The sequence below is a fragment of the Bacteroides sp. CAG:633 genome, assembly GCF_000435115.1.
Classification (GTDB): Bacteria; Bacteroidota; Bacteroidia; order Bacteroidales; family Bacteroidaceae; genus Bacteroides; species Bacteroides ndongoniae.
Genome location: NZ_FR883050.1, coordinates 14662 through 38160 on the forward strand (window position 1 = coordinate 14662; position 23499 = coordinate 38160).

Annotated in this window: 17 protein-coding genes; 8 read left to right on the plus strand and 9 right to left on the minus strand. The window is 48.7% G+C overall.

Translation table 11 applies throughout. The annotated features are described in order from the left end of the window. Nucleotides 1–68 precede the first annotated feature (68 nt). The gene (locus QVP67_RS06510; protein WP_022162762.1) at nt 69–2015 is read left to right on the plus strand and encodes a fumarate reductase/succinate dehydrogenase flavoprotein subunit; all 1947 of its coding nucleotides are present in this window, start codon (nt 69–71) and stop codon (nt 2013–2015) included. A gap of 34 nt (nt 2016–2049) precedes the next feature. After that, nucleotides 2050–2805, plus strand: coding sequence for a succinate dehydrogenase/fumarate reductase iron-sulfur subunit (locus QVP67_RS06515; RefSeq protein ID WP_022162763.1), 756 nt, complete (start codon nt 2050–2052; stop codon nt 2803–2805). 121 nt (nt 2806–2926) lie between these two features. On the opposite strand, the gene QVP67_RS06520 is transcribed toward QVP67_RS06515, so the two are convergent. The 4 genes from QVP67_RS06520 to QVP67_RS06535 are packed head-to-tail and all read right to left on the minus strand — an operon-like array spanning nt 2927 to nt 7529. Next, nucleotides 2927–5353 (minus strand): TonB-dependent receptor, encoded by a 2427-nt coding sequence (locus QVP67_RS06520; protein WP_022162764.1) that lies wholly within the window; start codon nt 5351–5353, stop codon nt 2927–2929. Then, nucleotides 5343–6311: a FecR family protein gene (locus QVP67_RS06525; protein ID WP_022162765.1), complete on the minus strand. Its 969-nt coding sequence runs from the start codon at nt 6309–6311 to the stop codon at nt 5343–5345. Before QVP67_RS06525 ends, QVP67_RS06520 begins: the two co-directional genes overlap by 11 nt. Before the next feature lie 6 nt (nt 6312–6317). After that, nucleotides 6318–6881 carry an RNA polymerase sigma-70 factor gene (locus tag QVP67_RS06530; RefSeq protein ID WP_022162766.1) on the minus strand — a complete coding sequence of 188 codons (564 nt, stop codon included), beginning with the start codon at nt 6879–6881 and terminating at the stop codon, nt 6318–6320. Nucleotides 6882–6911: 30 nt separating this feature from the next. Then, nucleotides 6912–7529: a hypothetical protein gene (locus QVP67_RS06535; RefSeq protein ID WP_022162767.1), complete on the minus strand. Its 618-nt coding sequence runs from the start codon at nt 7527–7529 to the stop codon at nt 6912–6914. Between the two features lie 359 nt (nt 7530–7888). Here QVP67_RS06535 and QVP67_RS06540 point away from each other — a divergent pair, with 359 nt between their 5' ends. Further along, complete coding sequence (locus QVP67_RS06540) at nt 7889–8848, plus strand: metal ABC transporter solute-binding protein, Zn/Mn family (RefSeq protein WP_288179974.1); 960 nt, start codon at nt 7889–7891, stop codon at nt 8846–8848. Between the two features lie 49 nt (nt 8849–8897). Beyond that, nucleotides 8898–9701, plus strand: coding sequence for a metal ABC transporter ATP-binding protein (locus QVP67_RS06545; RefSeq protein WP_022162769.1), 804 nt, complete (start codon nt 8898–8900; stop codon nt 9699–9701). Nucleotides 9702–9711: 10 nt separating this feature from the next. On the opposite strand, the gene QVP67_RS06550 is transcribed toward QVP67_RS06545, so the two are convergent. Further along, nucleotides 9712–10545 carry an SGNH/GDSL hydrolase family protein gene (locus QVP67_RS06550; protein ID WP_022162770.1) on the minus strand — a complete coding sequence of 278 codons (834 nt, stop codon included), beginning with the start codon at nt 10543–10545 and terminating at the stop codon, nt 9712–9714. A 195-nt stretch (nt 10546–10740) separates the two neighbouring features. On the opposite strand from QVP67_RS06550, the gene QVP67_RS06555 reads away from it, so the two are divergent. Next, nucleotides 10741–14130 carry a glycosyltransferase family 117 protein gene (locus tag QVP67_RS06555; protein WP_022162771.1) on the plus strand — a complete coding sequence of 1130 codons (3390 nt, stop codon included), beginning with the start codon at nt 10741–10743 and terminating at the stop codon, nt 14128–14130. Between the two features lie 7 nt (nt 14131–14137). Then, nucleotides 14138–14800, plus strand: a complete 663-nt coding sequence (locus QVP67_RS06560; protein WP_022162772.1) for a polysaccharide deacetylase family protein — start codon at nt 14138–14140, stop codon at nt 14798–14800. Between the two features lie 151 nt (nt 14801–14951). On the opposite strand, the gene QVP67_RS06565 is transcribed toward QVP67_RS06560, so the two are convergent. Further along, the gene (locus tag QVP67_RS06565; protein ID WP_022162773.1) at nt 14952–17174 is read right to left on the minus strand and encodes a leucine-rich repeat protein; all 2223 of its coding nucleotides are present in this window, start codon (nt 17172–17174) and stop codon (nt 14952–14954) included. A 440-nt stretch (nt 17175–17614) separates the two neighbouring features. Here QVP67_RS06565 and QVP67_RS06570 point away from each other — a divergent pair, with 440 nt between their 5' ends. Both QVP67_RS06570 and QVP67_RS06575 read left to right on the plus strand, forming a co-directional pair. Further along, nucleotides 17615–19525, plus strand: coding sequence for a tetratricopeptide repeat-containing sensor histidine kinase (locus QVP67_RS06570; protein ID WP_022162774.1), 1911 nt, complete (start codon nt 17615–17617; stop codon nt 19523–19525). Further along, a complete protein-coding gene (locus QVP67_RS06575) occupies nt 19491–20117 on the plus strand; it encodes a response regulator (RefSeq protein WP_022162775.1) in 627 nt (208 codons plus the stop codon). Before QVP67_RS06570 ends, QVP67_RS06575 begins: the two co-directional genes overlap by 35 nt. Nucleotides 20118–20391: 274 nt before the next feature. Here QVP67_RS06575 and QVP67_RS06580 read toward each other — a convergent pair whose 3' ends face one another. From QVP67_RS06580 to QVP67_RS06590, 3 genes are all read right to left on the minus strand, one after another. Then, complete coding sequence (locus tag QVP67_RS06580) at nt 20392–21627, minus strand: DUF4861 domain-containing protein (RefSeq protein ID WP_022162777.1); 1236 nt, start codon at nt 21625–21627, stop codon at nt 20392–20394. 132 nt (nt 21628–21759) lie between these two features. After that, on the minus strand, nt 21760–22563 hold the full coding sequence (locus QVP67_RS06585; protein WP_022162778.1) for a gluconate 5-dehydrogenase: 804 nt from the start codon (nt 22561–22563) through the stop codon (nt 21760–21762). A gap of 409 nt (nt 22564–22972) precedes the next feature. Next, nucleotides 22973–23176: a hypothetical protein gene (locus QVP67_RS06590; RefSeq protein ID WP_288179975.1), complete on the minus strand. Its 204-nt coding sequence runs from the start codon at nt 23174–23176 to the stop codon at nt 22973–22975. Between the last annotated feature and the right edge of the window lie 323 nt (nt 23177–23499).

The window sequence follows — 23499 nt, forward strand, 5'->3', positions numbered from 1 at the left end:
TCAACAAGCAGGTACAGTTGACACAGCCTCGTAGCCTCGTTAACTGAACCCTCGTAAACTAAAAAACTATGACCAAGATAGATTCAAGAATACCGGAAGGACCGGTAGCTGAGAAATGGACAAACTATAAAGCCCATCAGAAATTAGTAAACCCCGCCAACAAGCGTCGTCTGGACATCATCGTGGTTGGTACAGGTCTGGCTGGTGCCAGTGCTGCTGCCTCGCTGGGTGAAATGGGTTTCAAAGTATTCAACTTCTGCATTCAGGACTCTCCTCGTCGTGCACACTCTATCGCAGCACAGGGTGGTATCAATGCTGCCAAGAACTATCAGAACGACGGCGACTCTGTATACCGTCTGTTCTACGATACAGTAAAAGGTGGTGACTACCGTGCCCGCGAAGCCAACGTATACCGTTTGGCTGAAGTATCGAACAATATCATCGACCAATGTGTGGCACAGGGCGTTCCTTTTGCTCGCGAATACGGCGGTACACTGGCCAACCGTTCATTCGGTGGTGCACAGGTATCACGTACGTTCTATGCTAAAGGTCAGACAGGCCAGCAGCTGCTGCTGGGTGCATACTCTGCACTGAGCCGTCAGGTAAATGCCGGTACTGTAAAACTGTATACACGCTACGAAATGGAAGACGTCGTTATCATCGACGGTCGTGCTCGTGGTATTATCGCCAAGAATCTGGTAACAGGTAAGCTGGAGCGCTTCGCTGCTCACGCTGTAGTTATCGCAACTGGCGGTTACGGAAACACTTACTTCCTCTCGACTAACGCTATGGCATGTAACTGTTCAGCTGCTATGGCTTGCTACCGTAAGGGTGCCTGGTTCGCCAACCCGGCATACGTACAGATCCACCCGACCTGTATCCCTGTACACGGCGACAAGCAGTCTAAGCTGACTTTGATGTCCGAGTCTCTGCGTAACGACGGTCGTATCTGGGTTCCGAAGAAACTGGAAGATGCCAAGAAATTGCAGGAAGGTACACTGCAAGGTAAAGATATCCCTGAAGAAGATCGTGACTACTACTTGGAGCGCCGTTATCCGGCATTCGGTAACCTCGTTCCGCGCGACGTTGCCAGCCGTGCAGCCAAAGAACGTTGCGACAAGGGCTACGGTGTAAACAATACAGGTCTGGCCGTATTCCTCGACTTCTCCGAAGCTATCAACCGTCTGGGTAAAGATGTAGTAGCACAACGCTATGGTAACCTCTTCGACATGTACGAAGAAATCACCGACGTATCGCCTTACGAAAACCCGATGATGATTTATCCGGCTATCCACTACACAATGGGTGGTATCTGGGTAGACTACGAACTGATGACCAGCATCAAGGGTCTGTTCGCTATCGGTGAATGTAACTTCTCTGACCACGGTGCCAACCGTCTGGGTGCTTCTGCATTGATGCAGGGTCTGGCCGACGGTTACTTCGTATTGCCTTACACTATCCAGAATTATCTGGCTGACCAGATCACTGTTCCCCGCTTCTCAACCGATCTGCCCGAATTCGCAGCTGCTGAAAAAGCCGTTCAGGACAAGATTGACCATCTGATGAACATCAAGGGTAAGAAGTCTGTAGACTCTATCCACAAAGAACTGGGTCACGTAATGTGGGAATACGTAGGTATGGGCCGTACAGCTGAAGGCTTGAAGACTGGTTTGGCCAAACTGAAAGAAATCCGCAAGGAATTCGAAACCAACCTCTTCATCCCGGGCAGCAAGGAAGGCATGAACGTAGAGCTTGACAAAGCTATCCGTCTGAACGACTTTATCACTATGGGTGAACTGATCGCTTACGATGCACTGAACCGTAACGAATCATGCGGTGGTCACTTCCGCGAAGAATACCAGACAGAAGAAGGCGAAGCTAAGCGTGATGACGAAAACTACTTCTACGTAGCTTGCTGGGAATACCAAGGCAGCGACGATAAAGCTCCGGTATTGCTGAAAGAACCACTGGTTTACGAAGCAATCAAAGTTCAGACTAGAAATTACAAGAGCTAATCGGGAATGTTGAACAATTAAAGAATGAAAGAAAATGGATAAGAATATAAGTTTTACTTTAAAGATATGGCGTCAGGCAGGCCCCAAGGCTAAAGGCGCTTTTGAAACCTATCAGATGAAGGACATTCCCGGCGATACTTCTTTCCTGGAAATGCTGGATATCCTGAACGAACAGCTGATTTCTGAAGGTAAGGAACCAGTTGTATTCGATCACGACTGCCGCGAAGGTATCTGCGGTATGTGTTCACTCTACATCAACGGACATCCGCACGGACCTGCTACCGGAGCTACTACTTGCCAGATTTACATGCGCCGCTTCAACGATGGCGATACCATCACAGTAGAGCCTTGGCGTTCTGCAGGTTTCCCGGTAATCAAAGACTTGATGGTAGACCGTACAGCATACGACAAAATCATGCAGGCAGGTGGTTACGTAAGCGTAAACACAGGTGCTCCGCAAGATGCCAATGCTATTCTGATCCCGAAGACTATTGCTGACGAAGCTATGGATGCCGCCAGCTGTATCGGTTGCGGTGCTTGTGTAGCAGCTTGTAAGAATGGTTCGGCCATGTTGTTCGTATCAGCTAAAGTAAGCCAGCTCAACCTGTTGCCGCAAGGTAAATCTGAAGCACTGCGTCGTGCAAAGGCTATGCTTGCCAAGATGGACGAACTGGGCTTCGGTAACTGTACCAACACCCGCGCTTGCGAAGCTGAATGCCCGAAGAATGTTTCTATCAGCAACATTGCTCGTCTGAACCGCGACTTCATCATCGCCAAATTGAAAGACTAATTTGTTTTTTACATTTGATTAATATCACAGAAGTGAGGGTGCGTCAACAAAGAGACGCACCCTCTTTCTTTTTTATCCAAATAATAGCTATAACCAAACGAAAACGGACAGAGCAACCTTTTTAGAATTTAAAGCTGATACCAGCATAAGGTAAACAGTTGCCATGCCAATGGACGGAATAGAAACTGAGTACATCCTCCTCCGAAGGATTACCCACTACATTATAAAGTCCACAACGAAATGTGAACAACTTCTCACCAAACGACTTCTTATAAGAATAGCCAACATCCACTCGATAATGAAGTGGTTCGCGCCACATACGGAAATCGGCCTCAGGTAATGGTTCAAACCATTCGTCCAGATCGATGATTTTCCCTGAACGCATCATACCGCCAACCGAAAACAGTGAACGCGCATTCAGCTGATAGGACAATGCCCCGCCCAACTGATGGGGAACATCGTACAAAGATGGCAATTTCTTCCTGTTCTCAACCTCGGCAAACCATTCCCTGCTACGGGTGTACGCATAGGAAAGCTGCAGTTTCCAGCGTTGCCAATTTTTATAAAGATAGAACTTCGCACCATAACTGTCACCGTCACCACTCATAATATATTCTTGCCACGCTCCATTCTCGACAAAGGTTTCGGGACGTAAAGCCACAACATTACGCCGTGTTTTGTAATAAAGCGAAGCCTCCAAACGGCCTTCTTCTAGAAAGTGCTTCCAGCCTATTTCATAATGTTCCGACGTACGGGGTCTATAACCGTCGATACTCGGCATTCGGAAGTCGGTAGGCAAAGCCCAACTGCTGAAACGCAGATAATGATAAAACTGCTCCATTTTCGAAAAATGAAAATAAAGTAAGTCTTTCTCCGTCGGAAAATACTTCACCGACAGTCGTGGCTGAATACTATAATACGAACGATGATTTCGTGGATAATAGCCCACTCCGTGCACACCGACCTGTACGGAAAAACGAGGCGAAATATTCACCGTATTATCATAGAACAGCGACACCTGTCCGATAGGCTCACGACGGGTACGAATTTCTTCGCCCAACGTTGCCAAATCATAAGATTCATGTGTATATTTCAGTCCCCAACGGGCCCGATATAAATTTTCAGGAGCATAAGTAAACTCGGTCGAGACATTCAGCGACTTAATCCCACTACGTACATATCCCTCACCATCCAGTCCCAGACCGTCAACAAGAGCACGGTTTGAATAAGATGAATAATACAGGGAAGTTGCATTGCCCAACTTACCCCACTGGGTATTATAAGACAATTGATAGACCTGATTCTCCCATCTTAAAACCGAAGTTGTCTCGCCTTCATACACTGGCAAGTGATAATCATCACGTGCACCATACGCCAGTAGATTAAGGGTAGAAAGCGGCGATATGGAGTAAGATAACTTAGCGTTATAGTCGTACGAAGAATGGTTCAGCCGATCGTCTTCCGACAACAGATTGTCGAAAAAATCGAGCCAGCTGCGACGGGCACTTACCATATACGACAGCTTCTGCTTCAGGATAGGTCCTTCGAACATCACCGATGCCGCCGGCATATCCAGCGTCAGGGTACGCATATGTTCGTCCTTATTCCCCTCTTTCAGGTTGACTTCGGTGACAGAAGACAATCGGCCCGCCAGACGGGTGGGAAAGAAGCTTTTATGAAAAACCATGTTTTTCACAGCATCTCCGTTGAACATGGGCAGTAATGAACCGAGATGCCCCGGATGATAGACCGGTACTCCATCAAGCAAAAACTGGTTCTCATCCGGTCCTCCCCCATCTACCTGCAGGTTGTTTCCGGCCAAAGAAGAAGTCACCCCCGGCAAAATCCATATCTGTGAGAACAGGTCATTGGTACTGAAAGCAAGTAGATTGGAAGGATTCAGTTCAGTGAGTTCGCCGGTAGACTTCTCCGACCGTACCGTCACTTCGTCTATCTCGAACAGCAAAGGTTGCAAAGAAGCATTCTGAAAACAGTCGTGACTGATACTGACCTGACGGGTATAAGGAGTATATCCCATGTACGACACGCTCAAGGTATAGGCTCCTTCAGGCAAATAAAGTTTAAAGATGCCATTCTCGTCAGTTACCGTATTCCATTGTCTGCCTGCAGCGTCAGTCCAGGAAACTACCGCACCGTAGAGTTTCTCATCGGTATCGGCTTCGCTCACTTTTCCCCGAACATAATGTTCTTCTTGTTTCTGTATTTGTATGACCAGCTTGCGAGGAGGTACAAAGGCTGTCTTGAAGCGATAGTCTTTCAGCACCTGTGCCAGCAGCCGGCCTACAGTCATGGATCCAGCAGTCTCTACAGTGCAGATTTTAGTAAGATCGATTTGCGCAGGATTATACGAAAGCACAATACCACATTGCTTCTCGATGTAGCCAAACCATTGCAACACGGTAGCGGAAGAGGCGCTGACCTGCACCAGCTCTTCCGCTACCGTATCCGACGGCTTCAAATCCTGTCCGTCCACTTCGGTCATACCTAACACTGCCAACAGCAGTAAGATATACAGCCTACTCTTCATACAGGCGATAATGTTTTCCTTCTGTCAGAGTTTTGTATTTACATCCGCACAGGAAAGCCAGTTCTTCTACCATATCCTGTGCACTTTCACTTTCTATTCGGGTAGTAATCAAATTCTTTTCCAACCCAGCTTCCAATTCGATACGAACGCCGGTCTTCTTTTCAATATCTCGCACTACATCAGGCAAGGGAGTCGCGCTAAACACCAATACTACCGGAGCCTCACCAAACAAAGCCTGAGGATCCTCAATGATACCTACTTCCAGACGCCCGTCTTTCCATTCAGCTTTTTCATTGGCTTCGAGCACCGCTCCACTTTCGTCTGTCTTGACTCTGACTTTGCCACTCTTTACAAATACGCCGGCTTGCTTTTTACTGGTTGCATCGACCAGAAACGAAGTACCAAGCACTTCTACCTTCAACAAGTTGGTCTCTACCTTGAAAGGGACACCGTGTATTTTCCTTTTTACCTGGAAAAATGCTTTTCCTTCGAGTCGTGCCAACCGACCTTTATCGGTATGCTGATAGGTAACCACTGCTTCGGGATAAAGAATAACCTCCGAACTGTCAGGCAACAAGCAATGCTGCTCCGTACGGCCGACATTGGCATAACGCACCATTTCTTCGTCCGATGCCGAAGAGAAGTAGAACACCGATACAGCAAGCACAATGAGGAGTGAAGCTGCCATCGAAGTCCAAAACAACATCTTTCGCCTGAATGGTATGACCTTCTGAGACCGTTCCTCCAACTGTGCTTCGACCTTCTGCCAAGCCCGCTCTGCATCGAAGCTGATACCTTGCGGTTTTCCAACAGAGGCACCTATCAGTTTTTGCAACCGTCTGTATTCATCCCGATGGGCTGATATCCATTCGTTCAGCTCTTCTTGCTGGGAAGCGGTCAGCCGTTCGTTGGCAAAATGCTTGGCCAGCAGCTCGTTGATATCTGTCTTACTATTCATAATGTACTAACGGTTTACGATAATTGATAAAAGGAGAATGACAGCTACCGCCAGCAACGACCGATTTTCGGCTGCATAGGCGCGCAGCATCTTGATGGCTTTTGTCATCTGGTTCTCAACGGTTTTCTCGGACAATTCCAATTTTTGGGCTATCTCACGATACTTCAGTCCCTGCAACTTCGCCATCAGGAAGATATCTTTGCACTTGGGAGGCAAGGTAGCAAGTGCCGACTCCAGGAGCTCGGCAGGCGAAGGAGACTCATGCCCAGCCTCCGGACTATCGTCCGTTACGTCACCGGCCAAGAAAGGGCAGTCCTCGATAGAAACTACATCTTCCTTGCGCTTCCGCAGGAAAGAGATGCAACTGTTTCGCACAGAAGTAGTCACGTAAGCCGTGAACTCAGCTTCGGGCATGGAGTCGAGTCCCTTGTTCCAGATACTGATGAACAGTTCCTGAACAATGTCTTCCGAGTCATCCCTGTCAGAAACATATCCGTAGGCTATACTACACAGCCTGGAATAATGTTTCTGAAACCTGGATCTGAATATTTCCTTTCTATCGGCTCTCATATCATTGCATTCACATCAAATATCGTTTTGTCAGAACTTCAGGCTGACACCTGCCGTCAGGAATCCCTTGTGCCCCAATCCGGCTTCAACGAATCCACCGACACGGTTATTGCCAACCCGCAAAGCTATCGGATTAACCTGATAGGCAAACGAAGTAGACAAGTCCGCTTTCTTTGCCACCTTCTTGCCGGCATCAGTAAGCCCAGTTTCGGTGTGACGGTTCAGTTTGACACCAGCCGAAGCTCCACCATACAATTCTATCAGTCCGTGTTTATAATAGGTAAACTCAGCAGTGGGCAGTACCAGCATATTCAGGTCTTTCTCCTTCAATGAAGGCGACTTTTCGCCGGACAACATCAATTTACTGCTTCCATACGAGAAACCAAAGTCTGTACCGACCCGGAAACGATTGAGCGAATAACGGTAACCCAATCCGTATACCATGCTGAATGATTCGTCAGTACGTTTGCTACCCAACACAGCATCGGCCAATCCCATTCCGAGTACATCGACCGTTCCTTGCGTTAGTCCGTCGCTTACCGAAAGACGGATTTCGTGTTTACTCTCTCCTTTACTGCTCTCCTGAGCGTTTACCATATTTACACTTGCCAATGCACACAAAGATAATGCAATAAATTTAATCTTCATAACTTCTTGTTTTTTAATGGTTGAATACTCATCAGGTTTTCTCCTTCCCGTTTCGGATGTCTCTTTTTCTCTCTCTTCTTGTTCCCATGCAACAAAACGGCCGGAATACCTGTCTGTTTCTGTTTTCGCTGTCGCATCACTTGGCCAGGTGATTCTGCCTTTATAACGCAGACTTCCGTAAAAACCCCTATGCGCACCTGCTATTTTTCCAAAAAAAATTCTGCAATCCAAAGTTCCCACTTATCATTTTTAACTTGTACTTCGTATAAATGTGACATTTCACTATCTTTGCACAGTCAAGTGCGATGCAGCCTAACTCCAACTTTGTACTTGCGAACTTAAACGAACATGCTTTGTATATGAAAAAACTCCTTATCTTACTTATATCGTCTGTTCTGATGATTGCATGCAAATCGGGAAACGGCTCGAAAAAAGATGCCGGTACTGAAAAGCCCATCATCACAGTCACCATCGAACCTCTACGCTACTTTACCGAGGCCATTGCCGGCGACGAATACACCGTAGTCAGCATGGTGCCCAAAGGCAGCAGTCCGGAAACTTACGATCCTACTCCCCAGCAACTGGTTGAACTGGCCAAAAGCAAAGCTTACTTCCGAATCGGACACATCGGGTTCGAACGGGTATGGGCCGACCGACTGGCAGACAATGCGCCCCACTTGCAGTTTTTCGAACTATCGCGTGGCATCGAACTGATTTTTGACACCCCGCACCAACACGTCCATTCCTCGGCACCTGAAAGCAACTATCAGGAAGAAGAAATACACCATGCCGATGAAGCTGACGGCGAACGCCCCCTGCTCGGAGTGGAGCCACACATCTGGAACTCGCCAACCAATGCCCAAATCATTGCCGGAAACATACTGAACGCCCTGTGCCTGATGAACAAACAGAACGAGAGCGTCTATCTGGAGCGATACAACACGCTGTGCCGCAAGCTGGAGCGGACCGACAGCCTGATATGTAACATGCTGTCGACCCCGAACGCCGACCGTGCCTTTATGATTTACCACCCCGCCCTGTCGTATTTCGCACGCGACTACGACTTGTATCAGATTCCCATCGAGGCCGGAGGTAAAGAACCGTCACCCGCGCAGCTGAAGGAACTGATCAATACTTGTAAGGAAGAAAATGTGCACGTTATCTTCGTGCAACCCGAATTTGACCGCCGCAACGCCGACCTGATAGCCAAGCAGACCGGCACTACCGTTGTGCCCATCAATCCGCTGTCCTACGACTGGGAAGACGAAATGCTGAAAGTAGCACGGACACTGTCCGGCGAAAAGGCGACTGAAGAATAAAGCACCTGCAAGCCAAACAGATACCCTCAAGAAAAAACATTTGCCGACCATGTCCCAGCAACCTATCATTGAAATCAGAAACCTCAGTGCCGGATACGACGGACGCACCGTGCTGCACGATGTCAACCTGACCGTATACGAACATGATTTTCTGGGTATCATCGGCCCCAATGGCGGAGGGAAAACTACGCTGATAAAGTGTATCCTCGGATTGTTGCCTCCTTTGCAGGGGGAAATCGTCTTCACTCCCTCGCAAAGTAGTAAAGACATATCCGCCGCCGACAACAGCCACGCAACGGGAAAAATCACCATGGGCTACCTGCCCCAGTACAACAGCATCGACCGTAAATTTCCCATCACCGTCGAAGAAGTGATACTCTCCGGACTCAGCAGCAAGAAATCGCTGGCTTCGCGCTTCACCGCCCAACACCGCGAAAAGGCCCATCAGGTGGTAATCCGCATGGGACTGGAAGAACTCGAACAACGCCCCATCGGTGCACTGAGCGGCGGACAGTTGCAACGCGCCCTGCTGGGCCGTGCCATCATCTCCGACCCCGAAGTTGTGATACTCGACGAACCCAGTACCTACATCGACAAGCGGTTCGAAGCACGGCTTTACCAACTGCTGGCCGAAATCAACCGCGACTGCGCCATCATTCTGGTCAGCCACGACATTGGCACCATCCTGCAACAGGTCAAGTCCGTGGCCTGCGTCAACGAAACCCTGGACTATCATCCGTCCACCGAATGCGTCACAGGTGAATGGCTCGAAAAGAACTTCAATTGTCCGATAGAGCTGTTGGGACACGGCTCGCTGCCCCACCGCATCCTGGGGCATCATAAGCATTCATAAATATAGATCCTTACTCAAATGTAGAAGGGAAAGCCTGTAACTGATACATCAGTGCCAAAGCCATTCTCCGATGTCCTTCGGCATTGGGATGCAAACGGTCAGTATCCGATTGATGGAAGTAGCGTACATGCGCATCGTTCATAGGATAAAGCCCACTAATGCTATTCAAATCGATCACTGGTACAGCCCATACGTTACCGGCTTCTTTCAGAACCTGCACATATTCATCTACATAAACTCCTATTCTATTAGGATATGCCTCTTCCGGCTGCACATTCTGAGCTCCAAACTGCGCAAAGCCCCGATGCAAAGGTGTCAGCACAATAATCTGCTTCGAGGGAAAATTTGTTTTCAGATAATTCATTAAACGATTAATACGCCCCCGAAATGTATCATTACTCATCACCGGTTTACGATAACGGCGACTCCCAGTTTTCCCGTCCGCCAAAGGAACTTCACGATATTCTTCTTCATACCAATCGCCCAAAGGTATGCCAGCATTATAATCATTCGTACCAGCAAAAACAATGATAGCATCAATAGCATCGCCCTGCTCTTTCAGTAAATTTTCAGCCTGCCCCAGCAGCCCATCCATCTGATTGCCGTTGATTCCATACGAGAAGGCTTCCAGCCCCAGCATCTCAGCCAGATACTCCCAATAGCACTTGGTTGTCCCGATATGATTTTTATCGGTAATGGAATCACCTAAAAAAGCCACTTTTTTTTCTTTCCACTGATTTTCTACCACTACTTTCTGTAATTCAGTATTAATATATACTTGCGGAAGTACATCGGCTGAAAACAACAGGGCTGCCAATGTACATGAAACTATTTTCGTATTCATACAAACCTAACTTTTATCAAATATTTCGATAACAAAAATAAGCAAAACACTTTTAATGCTACCAATTGACCATACCTTTTCTTTAACCTATCCTAATAATAAGCTTAGTTATCATTCTTTTCAGCATGAAATGCTTATATTTGCGAAGTTTTTACGAAAATATTAGTAGATAATAACGTTATATCCCAACTCTGAATGAAACAATACAAGTTTGTGAACAACCTTGTAGGTTGGATTACCTTCCTTATTGCGGCGACAGTCTACTGCATGACTATCGAACCTACCGCAAGTTTCTGGGACTGCCCCGAGTTCATCACCACCGGCTATAAGCTGGAAGTCGGCCACCCGCCCGGCGCACCTTTCTTCATGTTGACAGCCAACCTGTTCTCGCAGTTTGCTTCCGATCCTTCGGAAGTAGCTAAAATGGTCAACTACATGAGCGCGCTGATGAGCGGTGCCTGTATACTGTTCCTTTTCTGGACCATCACACATCTGGTGCGCAAACTTGTAGTGAAGGACGAAAACCATATCACCCGCGGACAACTGGTAACCATCATGGGTAGCGGACTTGTAGGCGCACTGGCCTATACGTTCAGCGACACTTTCTGGTTCTCGGCTGTCGAGGGCGAGGTATATGCCTTCTCCTCCCTGTTCACAGCCGTCGTATTCTGGCTGATACTGAAGTGGGAAGACGTAGCCGACCAGCCTCATAGCGACCGTTGGCTCATCCTGATCGCCTATCTGACGGGACTCAGTATCGGTGTCCACTTGCTCAACCTGCTCTGTCTGCCCGCTATCGTGCTGGTATACTACTATAAAAAGGTTCCCCATGCCAATGCTAAAGGCTCGTTGTTGGCGCTCATAGGCTCTATGGTGCTGGTAGCCGTAGTACTCTACGGCATCGTGCCGGGCATCGTGAAAGTGGGTGGATGGTTCGAACTGCTGTTTGTCAACACGCTGGGCATGTCGTTCAACAGCGGTGTCATCGTTTACATCATTCTGCTGGCCGTCTGCCTTATCTGGGGTGTATACGAAAGCTACACTGAAAAGAGCAAGATGCGTATGGCACTGTCATTCGTGCTTACCATCGCCATGCTGGGTATTCCTTTCTATGGTCATGGCGCCAGCTCGGTTATCATCGGCATCATTGTCATTGCCCTGCTGTGGCTCTACCTCAGCCCGAAACTGCAAGCTGGCATGAAAGAGAAATACCGCGTTAGCGCCCGCACGCTGAACACGGCCCTGCTGTGCACCATGATGATGGTCATCGGCTATTCATCGTATGCGCTTATCGTCATCCGTTCAACAGCCAACACGCCGATGGACCAGAACTCGCCTGAAGACATCTTCACGCTGGGCGAATATCTGGGACGTGAGCAGTACGGTACACGTCCGTTGTTCTACGGTCCGGCCTACTCGTCCAAAGTAGCGCTCGACGTGAAAGACGGCTACTGCCAGCCGCGCATTTCGTACAGCGGTACCAAGTTCATCCGTAAGGAGAAAGCCACTCCCGACGAAAAAGACAGCTACATCGAAATACCCGGCCGTATCGAGTACGAGTATGCACAGAACATGCTCTTCCCGCGTATGTACAGCAGCCTGCACACCCAGCAATATGAAAGCTGGCAAGACATACAGGGCTACGAAGTGCCCTACGACCAGTGTGGCGAAATGATTATGGTGAAGATGCCTACCCAATGGGAAAACATCAAGTTCTTCTTCTCCTACCAGCTCAACTGGATGTACTGGCGCTACTTCATGTGGAACTTCGTAGGCCGCCAGAACGACCTGCAAGGCTCCGGCGAGATAGAACACGGCAACTGGATTACGGGCTTCGACTTCATCGACAACATGCTGGTGGGCAACCAGCAACTGCTGCCCACCGAACTGAAAGAGAACAAGGGCCACAACGTGTTCTACGGCCTGCCCCTGTTGCTCGGCCTCATCGGTCTGCTGTGGCAAGCCTACCGCGGACAGAAGGGCATCCAGCAGTTCTGGGTCGTATTCTTCCTGTTCTTCATGACGGGTATCGCCATCGTACTCTACCTGAACCAGACCCCGAGCCAGCCGCGCGAACGCGACTATGCCTACGCCGGCTCGTTCTACGCATTTGCCATCTGGATAGGTATGGGCGTGGCCGGACTGACACAGGCGGTCAACAAGTGGACAAGCAAACGAGCCCACCAGGCAAGCCCTGAGGAAAACGAGCCCGCCGCCCTTACGCCCTCGCTGGTTTCTGCCCTCATCATCTCCATCGTCTGCCTGCTTGTGCCCATCCAGATGGCCAGCCAGACCTGGGACGACCACGACCGCAGCGACCGCTACATGGCGCGCGACTTCGGCCAGAACTATCTGATGTCGCTTCAGGAATCGGGCAACCCCATCATTTATACGAACGGTGATAACGATACCTTCCCCTTGTGGTACAATCAGGAAACTGAAGGCTGCCGTACCGACTCACGTACCTGCAACCTCTCATACTTGCAAACCGACTGGTACATCGACCAGATGAAACGTCCGGCTTACGAAAGTCCTTCACTGCCTATCACTTGGGAACGTATGGAATATGTTGAAGGAACCAATGAATATGTCCCCGTCCGTCCCGAGTATAAGAAGAGCATCGACGCCCTGTACGCCGAAGCCAACAAACAGGCACTCGACGGAAAGAGCGAAGCATTGGTTAATATACAGAAGGAATTCGGCGAGAACCCGTATGAACTGAAGAACATCCTGAAGTACTGGGTACGCGGCAAAAACGAAGAACTGAAAGTCATCCCGACCGACAGCATCGTCATCAAGGTGGACAAGGAAGCCGTACGCCGCAGCGGCATGCTGATACCGGGCGACTCCATCCCCGACTACATGCACATCTCGCTGAAAGGCAAACGAGCCCTGTACAAGCACGAACTGATGATGCTCGAAATGCTGTCCGAAGCCAACTGGGAACGCCCCATCTACATTGCCATCAGCGTGGGTGAGGACCACCAGCTCGGCATGGCCAACCATTTCGTTCAGGAAGGCCTGGCCTACCGCTTCACGCCGTTCGACAACACCAAGACCGGAGTCAGCATCGACAGCGAGAAGATGTACGACAACCTGATGAACAAGTTCAAGTTCGGCGGCATCGACAAGCCCGGCATCTACATCGACGAGAACGCCATGCGCATGTGTTACACGCACCGCCGCCTCTTCTCGCAACTGGGCAACCAGCTCATCAAGGAAGGCAAAAACGACAAGGCCAAAGCCGTGCTCGACTATGGCGAAAAGATGATACCTGCCAGCAACGTGCCATACGACTTCCAGAACGGAGCCGTACAGATAGCCGAAGCCTACTACAAACTGGGCGAGACCGCCAAAGCCGACGCCATCATGAAGCAGCTGGCCGACAAGTCGGTGGAATACATGACATGGTACATGAGCATGAGCGACACCCGCTTCATGTATGCCAGCCGTGAGTACGAATACCATTGGGCGATACTGGACCGCGAAGTGAAAATCATGAAGCAGTATCAGTCGCAATTAGCCGGCGTCTATGAGCCGAAAGTGGAAGAACTATACAACATGTATGTAGATCGAATGAAATAAAGACAGCATGTTTATAGAACAACCCCCCAAGCTGTTCCGCAAGCTATACCCCAGTGCCCTGTGGCGTATGAATCCGGAGGAAAAGGCCGTCTATCTGACGTTCGATGACGGCCCCATCCCCGAAGTCACCCCCTGGGTGCTCGACTTGCTGGACCAGCATCAGGTCAAAGCCACTTTCTTCATGGTAGGCGACAACGTGCGCAAGTATCCCGACATCTTCCGCATGGTGGTGGAGCGTGGTCACCGCATCGGCAACCACACCTTCAACCACATCCGCGGATTCAGCCGGAAATACTTCACCTCGTACAGCTATTTGGAGAACACGGAAGAGGCATACGACTTCATGTGCTCCATCTGCGACCCGGACATCACCACAAAAGCCCTGCGCCCGCTCCTGTTCCGACCGCCACACGGTCACATGGGTTGGGCACAGTATATGGTACTGAAAAGTAAATACAAGATTGTGATGTGGGACCTTGTCACCCGCGACTATAGCAAGAAACTTCGCGGCCCGCAAGTACTGGCCAACGTCATGCGCTACGCCCGCAACGGTTCCATTATCACTTTCCACGACTCCCTCAAGTCCTGGGACAACGGCAACCTGCAGTATGCTCTGCCCCGTGCCATCAACTTCCTGAAGGAAGAAGGATATGAATTCAAACTGCTTTAAGCTATAATTTTTTCCCAGTTAGGGAAAAAAAATTCCCCAGTTAGAAAAAAAATTTTTCCTAACTGGGGAATTTTTTGAGGGGAAGTAAAGCTTTATCTTAGTTCTTCCATATTAATCCGAATGATGTCTAACCGAAAATAACTTCATATCCTCATTCTATAAAAATAATATCTTTCCATATATAATTTCGCCACTCTATACCAAAAACACTTTCTTCCATTTCATCTTTCTTGTTGGCATTCAAGTACAGATTCACTTGCTTTGAGAAAGAACTACTACCAAAGCAATTTGAGTTTATAGAAATGTCGTCAGGTGAAGTCAAATACAGATCTGTCAATAATGGACAGTTGGTAAAATTATTATCTCCTTTTATAGTTTTCACTTTGGGCAAACGAATGGTAGTAACAGCCTTACATCCCATGAAAGTAGACACCCCTAATGTTTCCGCCATAGGCAAATCTATCTCCTGCAACATTGTACAACCACCAAAAGCTCTTTCACCTATTTCCACTGCCTTAGGAAGACTTACTTTTTGCAAATTCGAACAATCAGCAAATACACTTGACCCGTATCTTGGAGACTCGGTACCATCATTAGCATCCCCAATTTTCACAGCTTCGGGTAAGTTTACCTCTGTCAGCGAAGAACAGAACCAAAAGACATTGCCTTCCAAAGTGGTTAGTTTCGGGAAATAAACTTTCTTCAATCCTGTAAACGAGAAGCTTACCCTTCCCATCGAAACGACCTCTGGCATTACAACCTTCTCCAAATGGGAACAACTTTGAAAAGCAGCATAATTAACCTTCTGCACACCGGAAGCTTCTATACGTTTCAGACCAGAACATTGAGCAAAAGCATTGTCACCTATTACTTGTACCTCTTCAGACAATATTACCTCCTGAATATTGGCATATTTATAAAACGCTTTATCAGGTATCTCTGCCAACCCATCTGCTACTGGCCAATTGGTTACTCCACTCAAATCCAACATATTTACCGAAATGCCCTCGAAAGGATTGTCTGTAGTCAATCTCAGTGCTTCATAATCACCTTTCAGAATAAAGTTTTTCACTCCTTGTGCCGCAGCATCAATGATAGCCTGCTTCACAGCATCGGCATCAGTGCCCATCTCCAAAGTCGCTTGATCTCCTTCAATGACAATAGGAACCTTCTTCAGTTGTTTCACTGTGATTACCTGAGTAATATCACTTTCTTTCCCTTTCAATGTAATGGTTCCCTCCCGGTCGTTTTCCGTATCCTCATTGGCCATTACATCGAAACAAAGTTTTTGCTCCGTTAATCCACGGGTAGAAGCATCTTGTTGAACAATCCAGTCAACAGAAACAGTGACTTCCACATCTACATTTGCCTGCAATGTAAAGTCAAGCGAACCGCCTGCAGCAGGTATCTCATACTCATTCTGTGCAACAATAATCGCATCCTTTTGCACCTGAGTAATGACTACTTTCTCCTCAATATTATTCTCCTTATTAATAAAGGAAATCTCTGCCGACCGTGCATCGTAAGTATCGTTCGGCGAAATAACAAAATAGTGTGTATAAGAAGAAACGGCTCGGGTAGACGCTTCCGTAATCCACTGTACTTCGGGCATTACGACCTCATACGATACATTGCTTTTCAGCTCCACTTGAATGGTTTCACCATCGGAAGCTACCGTATACTCTTTTTGCGAGAGCAAAATAGAAGGATCACTACTTGCCTGGTAAACAGTCACCTTTTCCGTAAGTTCACCGCCCCGAAGCGTAATGACAGCCTGCCGTGTTTCAGTATCCGTGTTCTCTGAGGCCTGAAAATTCAACGTTGACGTAGTCAGGCCACGGGTAGAAGAAGACGCAACAGTCAACCACTCTCTAGCTGCCTCTTCTATCTCATAACTGACATCCACATTCGCTTGCAACTCAATACCGAATGTACCACCTATTGCCTCCATTTCTACCTTGTTAGAAGTTACCAGCAAGGCATCTTTCTGTTTTTGGGTAAGAGTAACGGTTTTCTGTACATTCCCGCAACTCAAAACAATAGCCGCATTCCGTTCGTCATAAGTATCATTGGGCTGGGTAGTGATCTGAAGAGTAACAGTACCCGCTCCTCCCTGTGTGGGTGAAACGCTTAACCAGTCTATTGCACGAGTTACGGCACTCACACTCGCCGTCCAGTCATCCGAGGCTGTAAAGGTCAATGTAGAAGTGCCTCCTTCTACGCTTACCACAGGTTTCAGATCAGTTTCACTGCCAAACTCAATGGAAGGTTCAGGAGTTTCAGGAGCAGGTTCACCCTTATCGTCACTACAACCCGTCAAGGCAAAAACAATCACAAAAAGCAGCCATGCCGCATAGTTGAAAATAGTCTTCATATAGATACGTATTAATTCATAGTTTATCCCATAAAAACATGATTTGTGGTGATGCCTTTCTTTTCTTTGCAGAGAAAGCGGCATCACCAACAAAACAAACCTAACCAGTATATTTACTTTTCTTACAGTCCCAGCTTCTTTTTCATTTCATCGTTCCACTATTTCCGACAAAATCGGTAGCAAAACTCTTTCACTTCTTTATCTGCAAATAAACAACTTTTTCACATTTCTTTTTGTCACCGAAAACAGTGATTTTACAAGCAAGATGCATTTTTTGAAAAATAAAAGAATGCCTTTTACATCATTATACTAGCCTCAATCAACAACAATATGCCAAAGGCACACCGCATCTACCGCCAAGTCACTTCAATTCCTCAATCATTCTTTTCTTTCTTCATAACAAAACCCCTATCTTTGCGACAGAAATACACCATACTACCATGAATAGAGTTTTATTTCTCCTTTACATTGCCTTAATGACTGCAGCCAGCCTACGCGCAGAAGACATCCCTACCGACACACTGCTGATGGACTTCTACGAACGGGCAGCCAACCTGATGGGCGAAGGATATTACGAGGAAGCACAACACAGTTTCGACAGTGCCTTTGCCGTCAAAGGAGTCGAACAATCACCCGTCTATCCGATACTGCTGAACGAACAGGCTACTTTATTAATATATGTAGGAAAGAACGAGGAAGCCTTCGAAATGAAAAAGAGTGTACTTCCCTATCTGCCTCAAACAGCCGATTTAGAGAAGCACATCAGCGTATACAACGACTTGGCCATCCTCTACCGCCAGCGGCACATGAGCGATTCTACCATCTATTATTACAACAAAGCACTCGAAGCAGCCCTGAAATACAAAGACGAAAGCTGGATCACACATATTTATAATAATGTATCGGTGTTCTATTTCAACATCCGGCAACTAAGCGAAGCTGAGAAGTACAACGAACTGGCCATCCAGCACGTATCCAAAACCGATGACGCTTACGTCAACTTTTCGGCCTGGCAACTTGGAGCCGGTATCAAAGCCGAACTGAACAAAATAGAGAAAGCCGAACAGTTCATCCGCAAAGCCTGGCAGATAGCCTGCAACGCCGGCGAGAATGCCGCAAGCCTGAAGATAAGGTGCATGCCCTCGATATTAAGGGTATTCGAACGACAGGAAAAGCCCGACTCCGTAGACTACTACCTGCAAATGGGCAACCGGCTGCTGGCCGACATCCCTGCCAACTCCGTCCCTGGCATCGGATTCATACAGGTGCGTGCCTCGACCGAAATGAACAGAAAAAACTACAGCAAAGCCCTGAACGACCTGTTGTGGCTTCGGAACAGAAATATAGGAAGCGAACCCAAAACCCTGCTCACACAGATAGCGCAATGCTACGACGCCATCGGAAACCGCCAACTGGCTTACGTCTACATGGACAGCGCACGCATGTGGACCGATACCCTGGCACAGCACAATCTGACGCAACAGATGGCCGAATTCAACGTAAAGTATCAGACACAGGAGAAAGAGCTGCAAATAGCCCACCTGCAACAGGAAAAACTGGAGCACGAAACCTTCTTGCTGAAAATCACCGTGGCAGCGGGATGCCTGCTGACCCTGGCCTTCATAGCCCTGCTGATACTGTACTACAAAAAACGGATAGCCGACAAGAAAATAGAACTGCTGAAGCAGGAAAACGAACTGAACTCGGCCAAACGCTACATTGAAGGTCTGGAAGCCGAATGCAAATATTTTGCCAAAGAACTGCACGACGGCATTGCCAACGATCTGCTGGGACTGCAAATGAAGATAGAAAGCTCTGCTACAGCCGATAACCTCCAGAAACTGGGCAGTTTCGTAAGTCAACTGAGGAACAACGTACGCAACATCTCGCACGAACTGATGCCGCCCGAATTCGATCAGCTCAGTCTGGACGAGATACTCGGCCATTATGCTGCCAGTCTGACCGAGAACACTGACAGGCACATCGCGTACACACCGACCGCCGGCAATGCATCACGCTTCATCCCCAACCGCACGGCCTACGAACTGTACCGCATCGTTCAGGAACTGACCATGAACGCCGTCAAGCACACCGATGCCAGCCGCATAGACATCAACTTGCAAGCGGAAAGCCGGACAAGATATACCTTGCGGATAACCGACAACGGCACTCCGTACACAAGCCAATCGCCCCACAACAGCAGAGGAATAGGGCTGCGCACGGTGGACGACCGCATCAAGGCCATCCATGCACAAGTCAGCCAACAGACGTCGGACGGAAACAACTGTTTTACCTTACAACTGGAAATACCACAAAATGAACAAGAAGAAGTACAAACTACTGGTCGTTGACGACCATCCCATCGTAGCGGAAGGAATCGTAGCCCTGGCATCGCGACAGGAAAACGTAGTATGCCAAAGTGCCGACTGCCTTGAAGAGCTGAAACAGGCTGCCAGCAACGAGCGCTTCGACCTCTGCATCATCGACCTGGAACTGCCCGGCAGCAACGGATTTAAGGTCGTCGAGTACCTGCACAGACAGATGCCCGAATGCCGCATACTGATCTACACCATGCACGAAGAACCGTGGACCGTTGCCCAACTTTCCGATGTAGACATCGACGGAGCCGTTTCGAAGAATGACAGCATTGGCGAACTGGACACCGCCATCCGGCAAATCAGGGAAGGCGAACGCTACTTCAGCCATGCGTTTGCCGAACTGAAACAGGACGATCCGAAGCACGACATACATAAGGTGCCTGTACTGTCGAAACGCGAGAAAGAAGTACTGACCTATCTCTCGCAAGGACTCAGCACGGCACAGATAGCCCAGATGCTGTTTCTGAGCGTCAACACGGTGCAGACCTACCGCAAACGCCTGCTCGAAAAGCTGGAAGCTAAAAACGTGGCCGAGCTGGTGTGCAAAGGGAAGACACTTTTCTGAAAACAGAAAGAGGATGTGTCAAAACTAAGTTTATAGTATCTGACTCCCCTCCTTCTGGAAGGAGGGGTGCCCAACGGGCGGGGGGGGCGTGCCCAACGGGCGGGGTGGTAGGTTTTACGACACGCTGTATATTAACACTTTATGTTTTCACCTACCACCTCCCCCTTCGGGTACTCCTCCTTCCAGAAGGAGGAGAGTTTCAGATACTTTTGTTTTGGCACACCCTCGTTCTATCCAAGCACATCTTTGGGCAAGCACAAAGCCGCCTGTGCTTTTATTTTATTTCTACCTTCAGCGGGTTGCGCAACCGTTGGGCGAAGTCGGCCATATACTTGTTCCAGGCTTCGGGCGTCTTGATGTCGGCCTTATCCCAGGCGAAACCCCAGTAATAGACATACTCCGAACCGGGCTCATAATCGCTCACGGCCAGTACGTGTCCGTCGGCATTGTTACGCATCTTCTTTTCCTCGGGCGAGAAAAGCACGGTCTTCATCGATTTCACGTCGGCAGGGAAAGCCGCACCCATCAGTATCTTGCCGTTGTCCGGTCCGGTGGTAGGATCGACGTAAGTCATGTAGCCGCCCTCGGCCGAAGTAGTTACGGCTCCGTCGGGCTCGTGAAGCACAATACCGGTAACAACGGGCATTGTCTCCTTCAAGCTGGTATACGAAACAGCTGTGCGGTTGAGGTGCGAACCTGCATCGAGTGTGATGACACGGGTTTCGACTACAGTCGTGTCGCCCTTCACGGTCAGCGGATTGAATTCCAACTTCACGGTGAAACGCAGCGGGCCGTTGTCCAGCACTTCGCCTGTCTTATAGCACCAGGGATAAATAATGGTATCGTTCACCATCAGCGCAGCCACTCCGGCACCCAGTGTGGGGCCTACGGCGTAGCAGTCCATGCCATAGCCGTGGTCTACGTGGTAAGAGAAAGTCTTCACCAGTTCGTCAGCGGCTTTCTTGTCGGTCTTGCGCAGTTCGTTCACCTTCTTCCACGATTCGGGATTCAACTCGCTGGCATAGAGGTCTTCCAGAATGGGTTCGGTAGTGTTGTACTTCGTAAAGAGGTCGTAGCCGAAGCCTTTCTCGCCACGAGCCTGCAAGGCAGGACCGTAGGCACGGAAACCTACAAGGTCGTTCTCCCAGGCCATGTCGTCGGCACGTTCGGGATATTGGCGTCCGCAGGCCTTCACGTCTACTTCGGCGGGTGTACCCGGCTCGATGGTATAGGCGGCTGTTGCGCCCGAAGCTACTGTGACGGGGAAGATGAGTTTACCGTCGTAGGTAATCTGATAGGGTATTTGTTCACCTTCCTTGTCCAGCACGACAATCTGAGCCGTATCGGCCAGTTTCAGCAGGTCGGAAACTTCGCTCATCGACACTTCCACCATCTCGCCCGCACGTTCGGTGGCCAAGGGATTGGTTACGGTGACGGTCAATGCACTTTTATTTTCGGCACATGAAAGGCAAAGAAACGCCGACACGCACCACAGGAATATTTTTTTCATACGCAATGTCTTTTTCGTTTAGCAAACAATGAGGCGGAGACGGGTTACAACTTCCGGTTGTGCCGTCGGTGCCTAAAAGAAAGAGGATGTGCCCACACAGGACACACCCTCTGTTGTTTGTTGTTTCTTCGTTTATTTAGGCTGTTTGCCAATGTAAGCCAGGATACCGCCATCTACATAAAGGATGTGTCCGTTGACTGCATTCGAAGCTTCAGAAGCCAGGAATACGGCAGGACCAGTCAGTTCCTGCGGATCGAGCCAGCGGCCTGCAGGAGTCTTGGCGCAGATGAACGAATCGAACGGGTGACGGCTGCCATCGGGTTGCTTTTCGCGAAGCGGAGCTGTCTGCGGAGTAGCGATGTAACCCGGGCCGATACCATTACATTGGATGTTGTATTCGCCATATTCAGAGCAGATGTTGCGGGTCAGCATCTTCAAGCCACCCTTAGCTGCTGCGTAAGCCGATACGGTTTCGCGTCCCAGTTCGGACATCATAGAGCAGATGTTGATAATCTTACCGTGGCCTTTCTTCATCATGGCAGGCAGTACGGCCTTCGATACGATGAAAGGAGCGTTCAGGTCGATGTCGATTACGCGGCGGAAATCGGCTGCTTCCATCTCGTGCATAGGCACGCGGCGGATGATACCGGCATTGTTTACAAGGATGTCAATCGTACCTACTTCTTTTTCAATCTGGGCAACCATAGCCTGTACTGCAGGTTCGTCGGTAACGTCGCACACATAACCATGTACCTTGATACCCTTCTCAGCGTATGCGGCCAGACCTTTATTTACCAATTCCTGATTGATATCGTTGAAGCAAATAGTTGCACCTTGTTCTGCAAAAGCAGAAGCGATGGCAAAACCGATACCGTAAGAAGCACCTGTAACGAGGGCTACTTTACCTTCCAATGAAAAATTCAAATACTGATTCATAATGATAAATATTAAGTTTAAGTAAACAAGTTCGTCTTGTTGCGTACACCGTTTGCGTACACAATGCAAATGTAGCAAAAGTAAACGAAGACTGTGCACAATTTCGTGCGAAAACTGTGCCAATATCGTACAAATGGAGGAAAGTTTAACGATTAAGGAAGATAAGATACAATAAGTATCTCCCGGAAGGCGATGCCGGAAAACTCCCTGTCCGGAGGTAGATATACGGTCGGGAAACGGTTCGGAGCAAGTATACAATATGTCGCCGTTATGGCTGGCAGTAGCTCGTTCTGTCAGCAAAAACAGCATCCGGCTGCCACATCCTTTTTACAGCACCGGCAAACTACGCATCGGGTAGTCAAAAACAAGTGCTGGTTTTGCATAAACATACGTCGGGAACAGCCCGATTTCACATATTTATGCCCGAAAATGCCTGTCCGCCGCCCGAACAACGCTTGTGCCGTTCGGGCAGATTGCTTGTGCGGCTCGCGAACAATGCTTGTACGGCTCGGCCGGATTGCTTGTGGTGTTCGTCCAAACCGATTGCAACGACGAAAAACTCCGCTTTTCGGACGAATTCAGGACGTTTTTTCTCTATTTCAATTGTAAACATTTCGCTACCTATCTAAGCATCAGTCGAATACAGAAAATCGCTTTAAAATTTTCGGTCTTCCTGTCCGTCGGGTCGAAAAAACGCATTCTCGGCAAACAGAAAATACAAAGTGTCAAAACGATATATGTTATACAACATGTGCCACCCCCTTTTTCTTTTCTGCAATTGTCGTATCTTTGCGCCCTCTCTCTCAAACCGGTTCCTCTCGCCCGACGGCAGGAGGCAACCTACATCCGTCATGCAACAAACCATGCCGTACCCTCTGCTCTGACGCTGTAGAGTGAACAATCCGTATTATCCATTCTCAACAACAACCAGAGCCA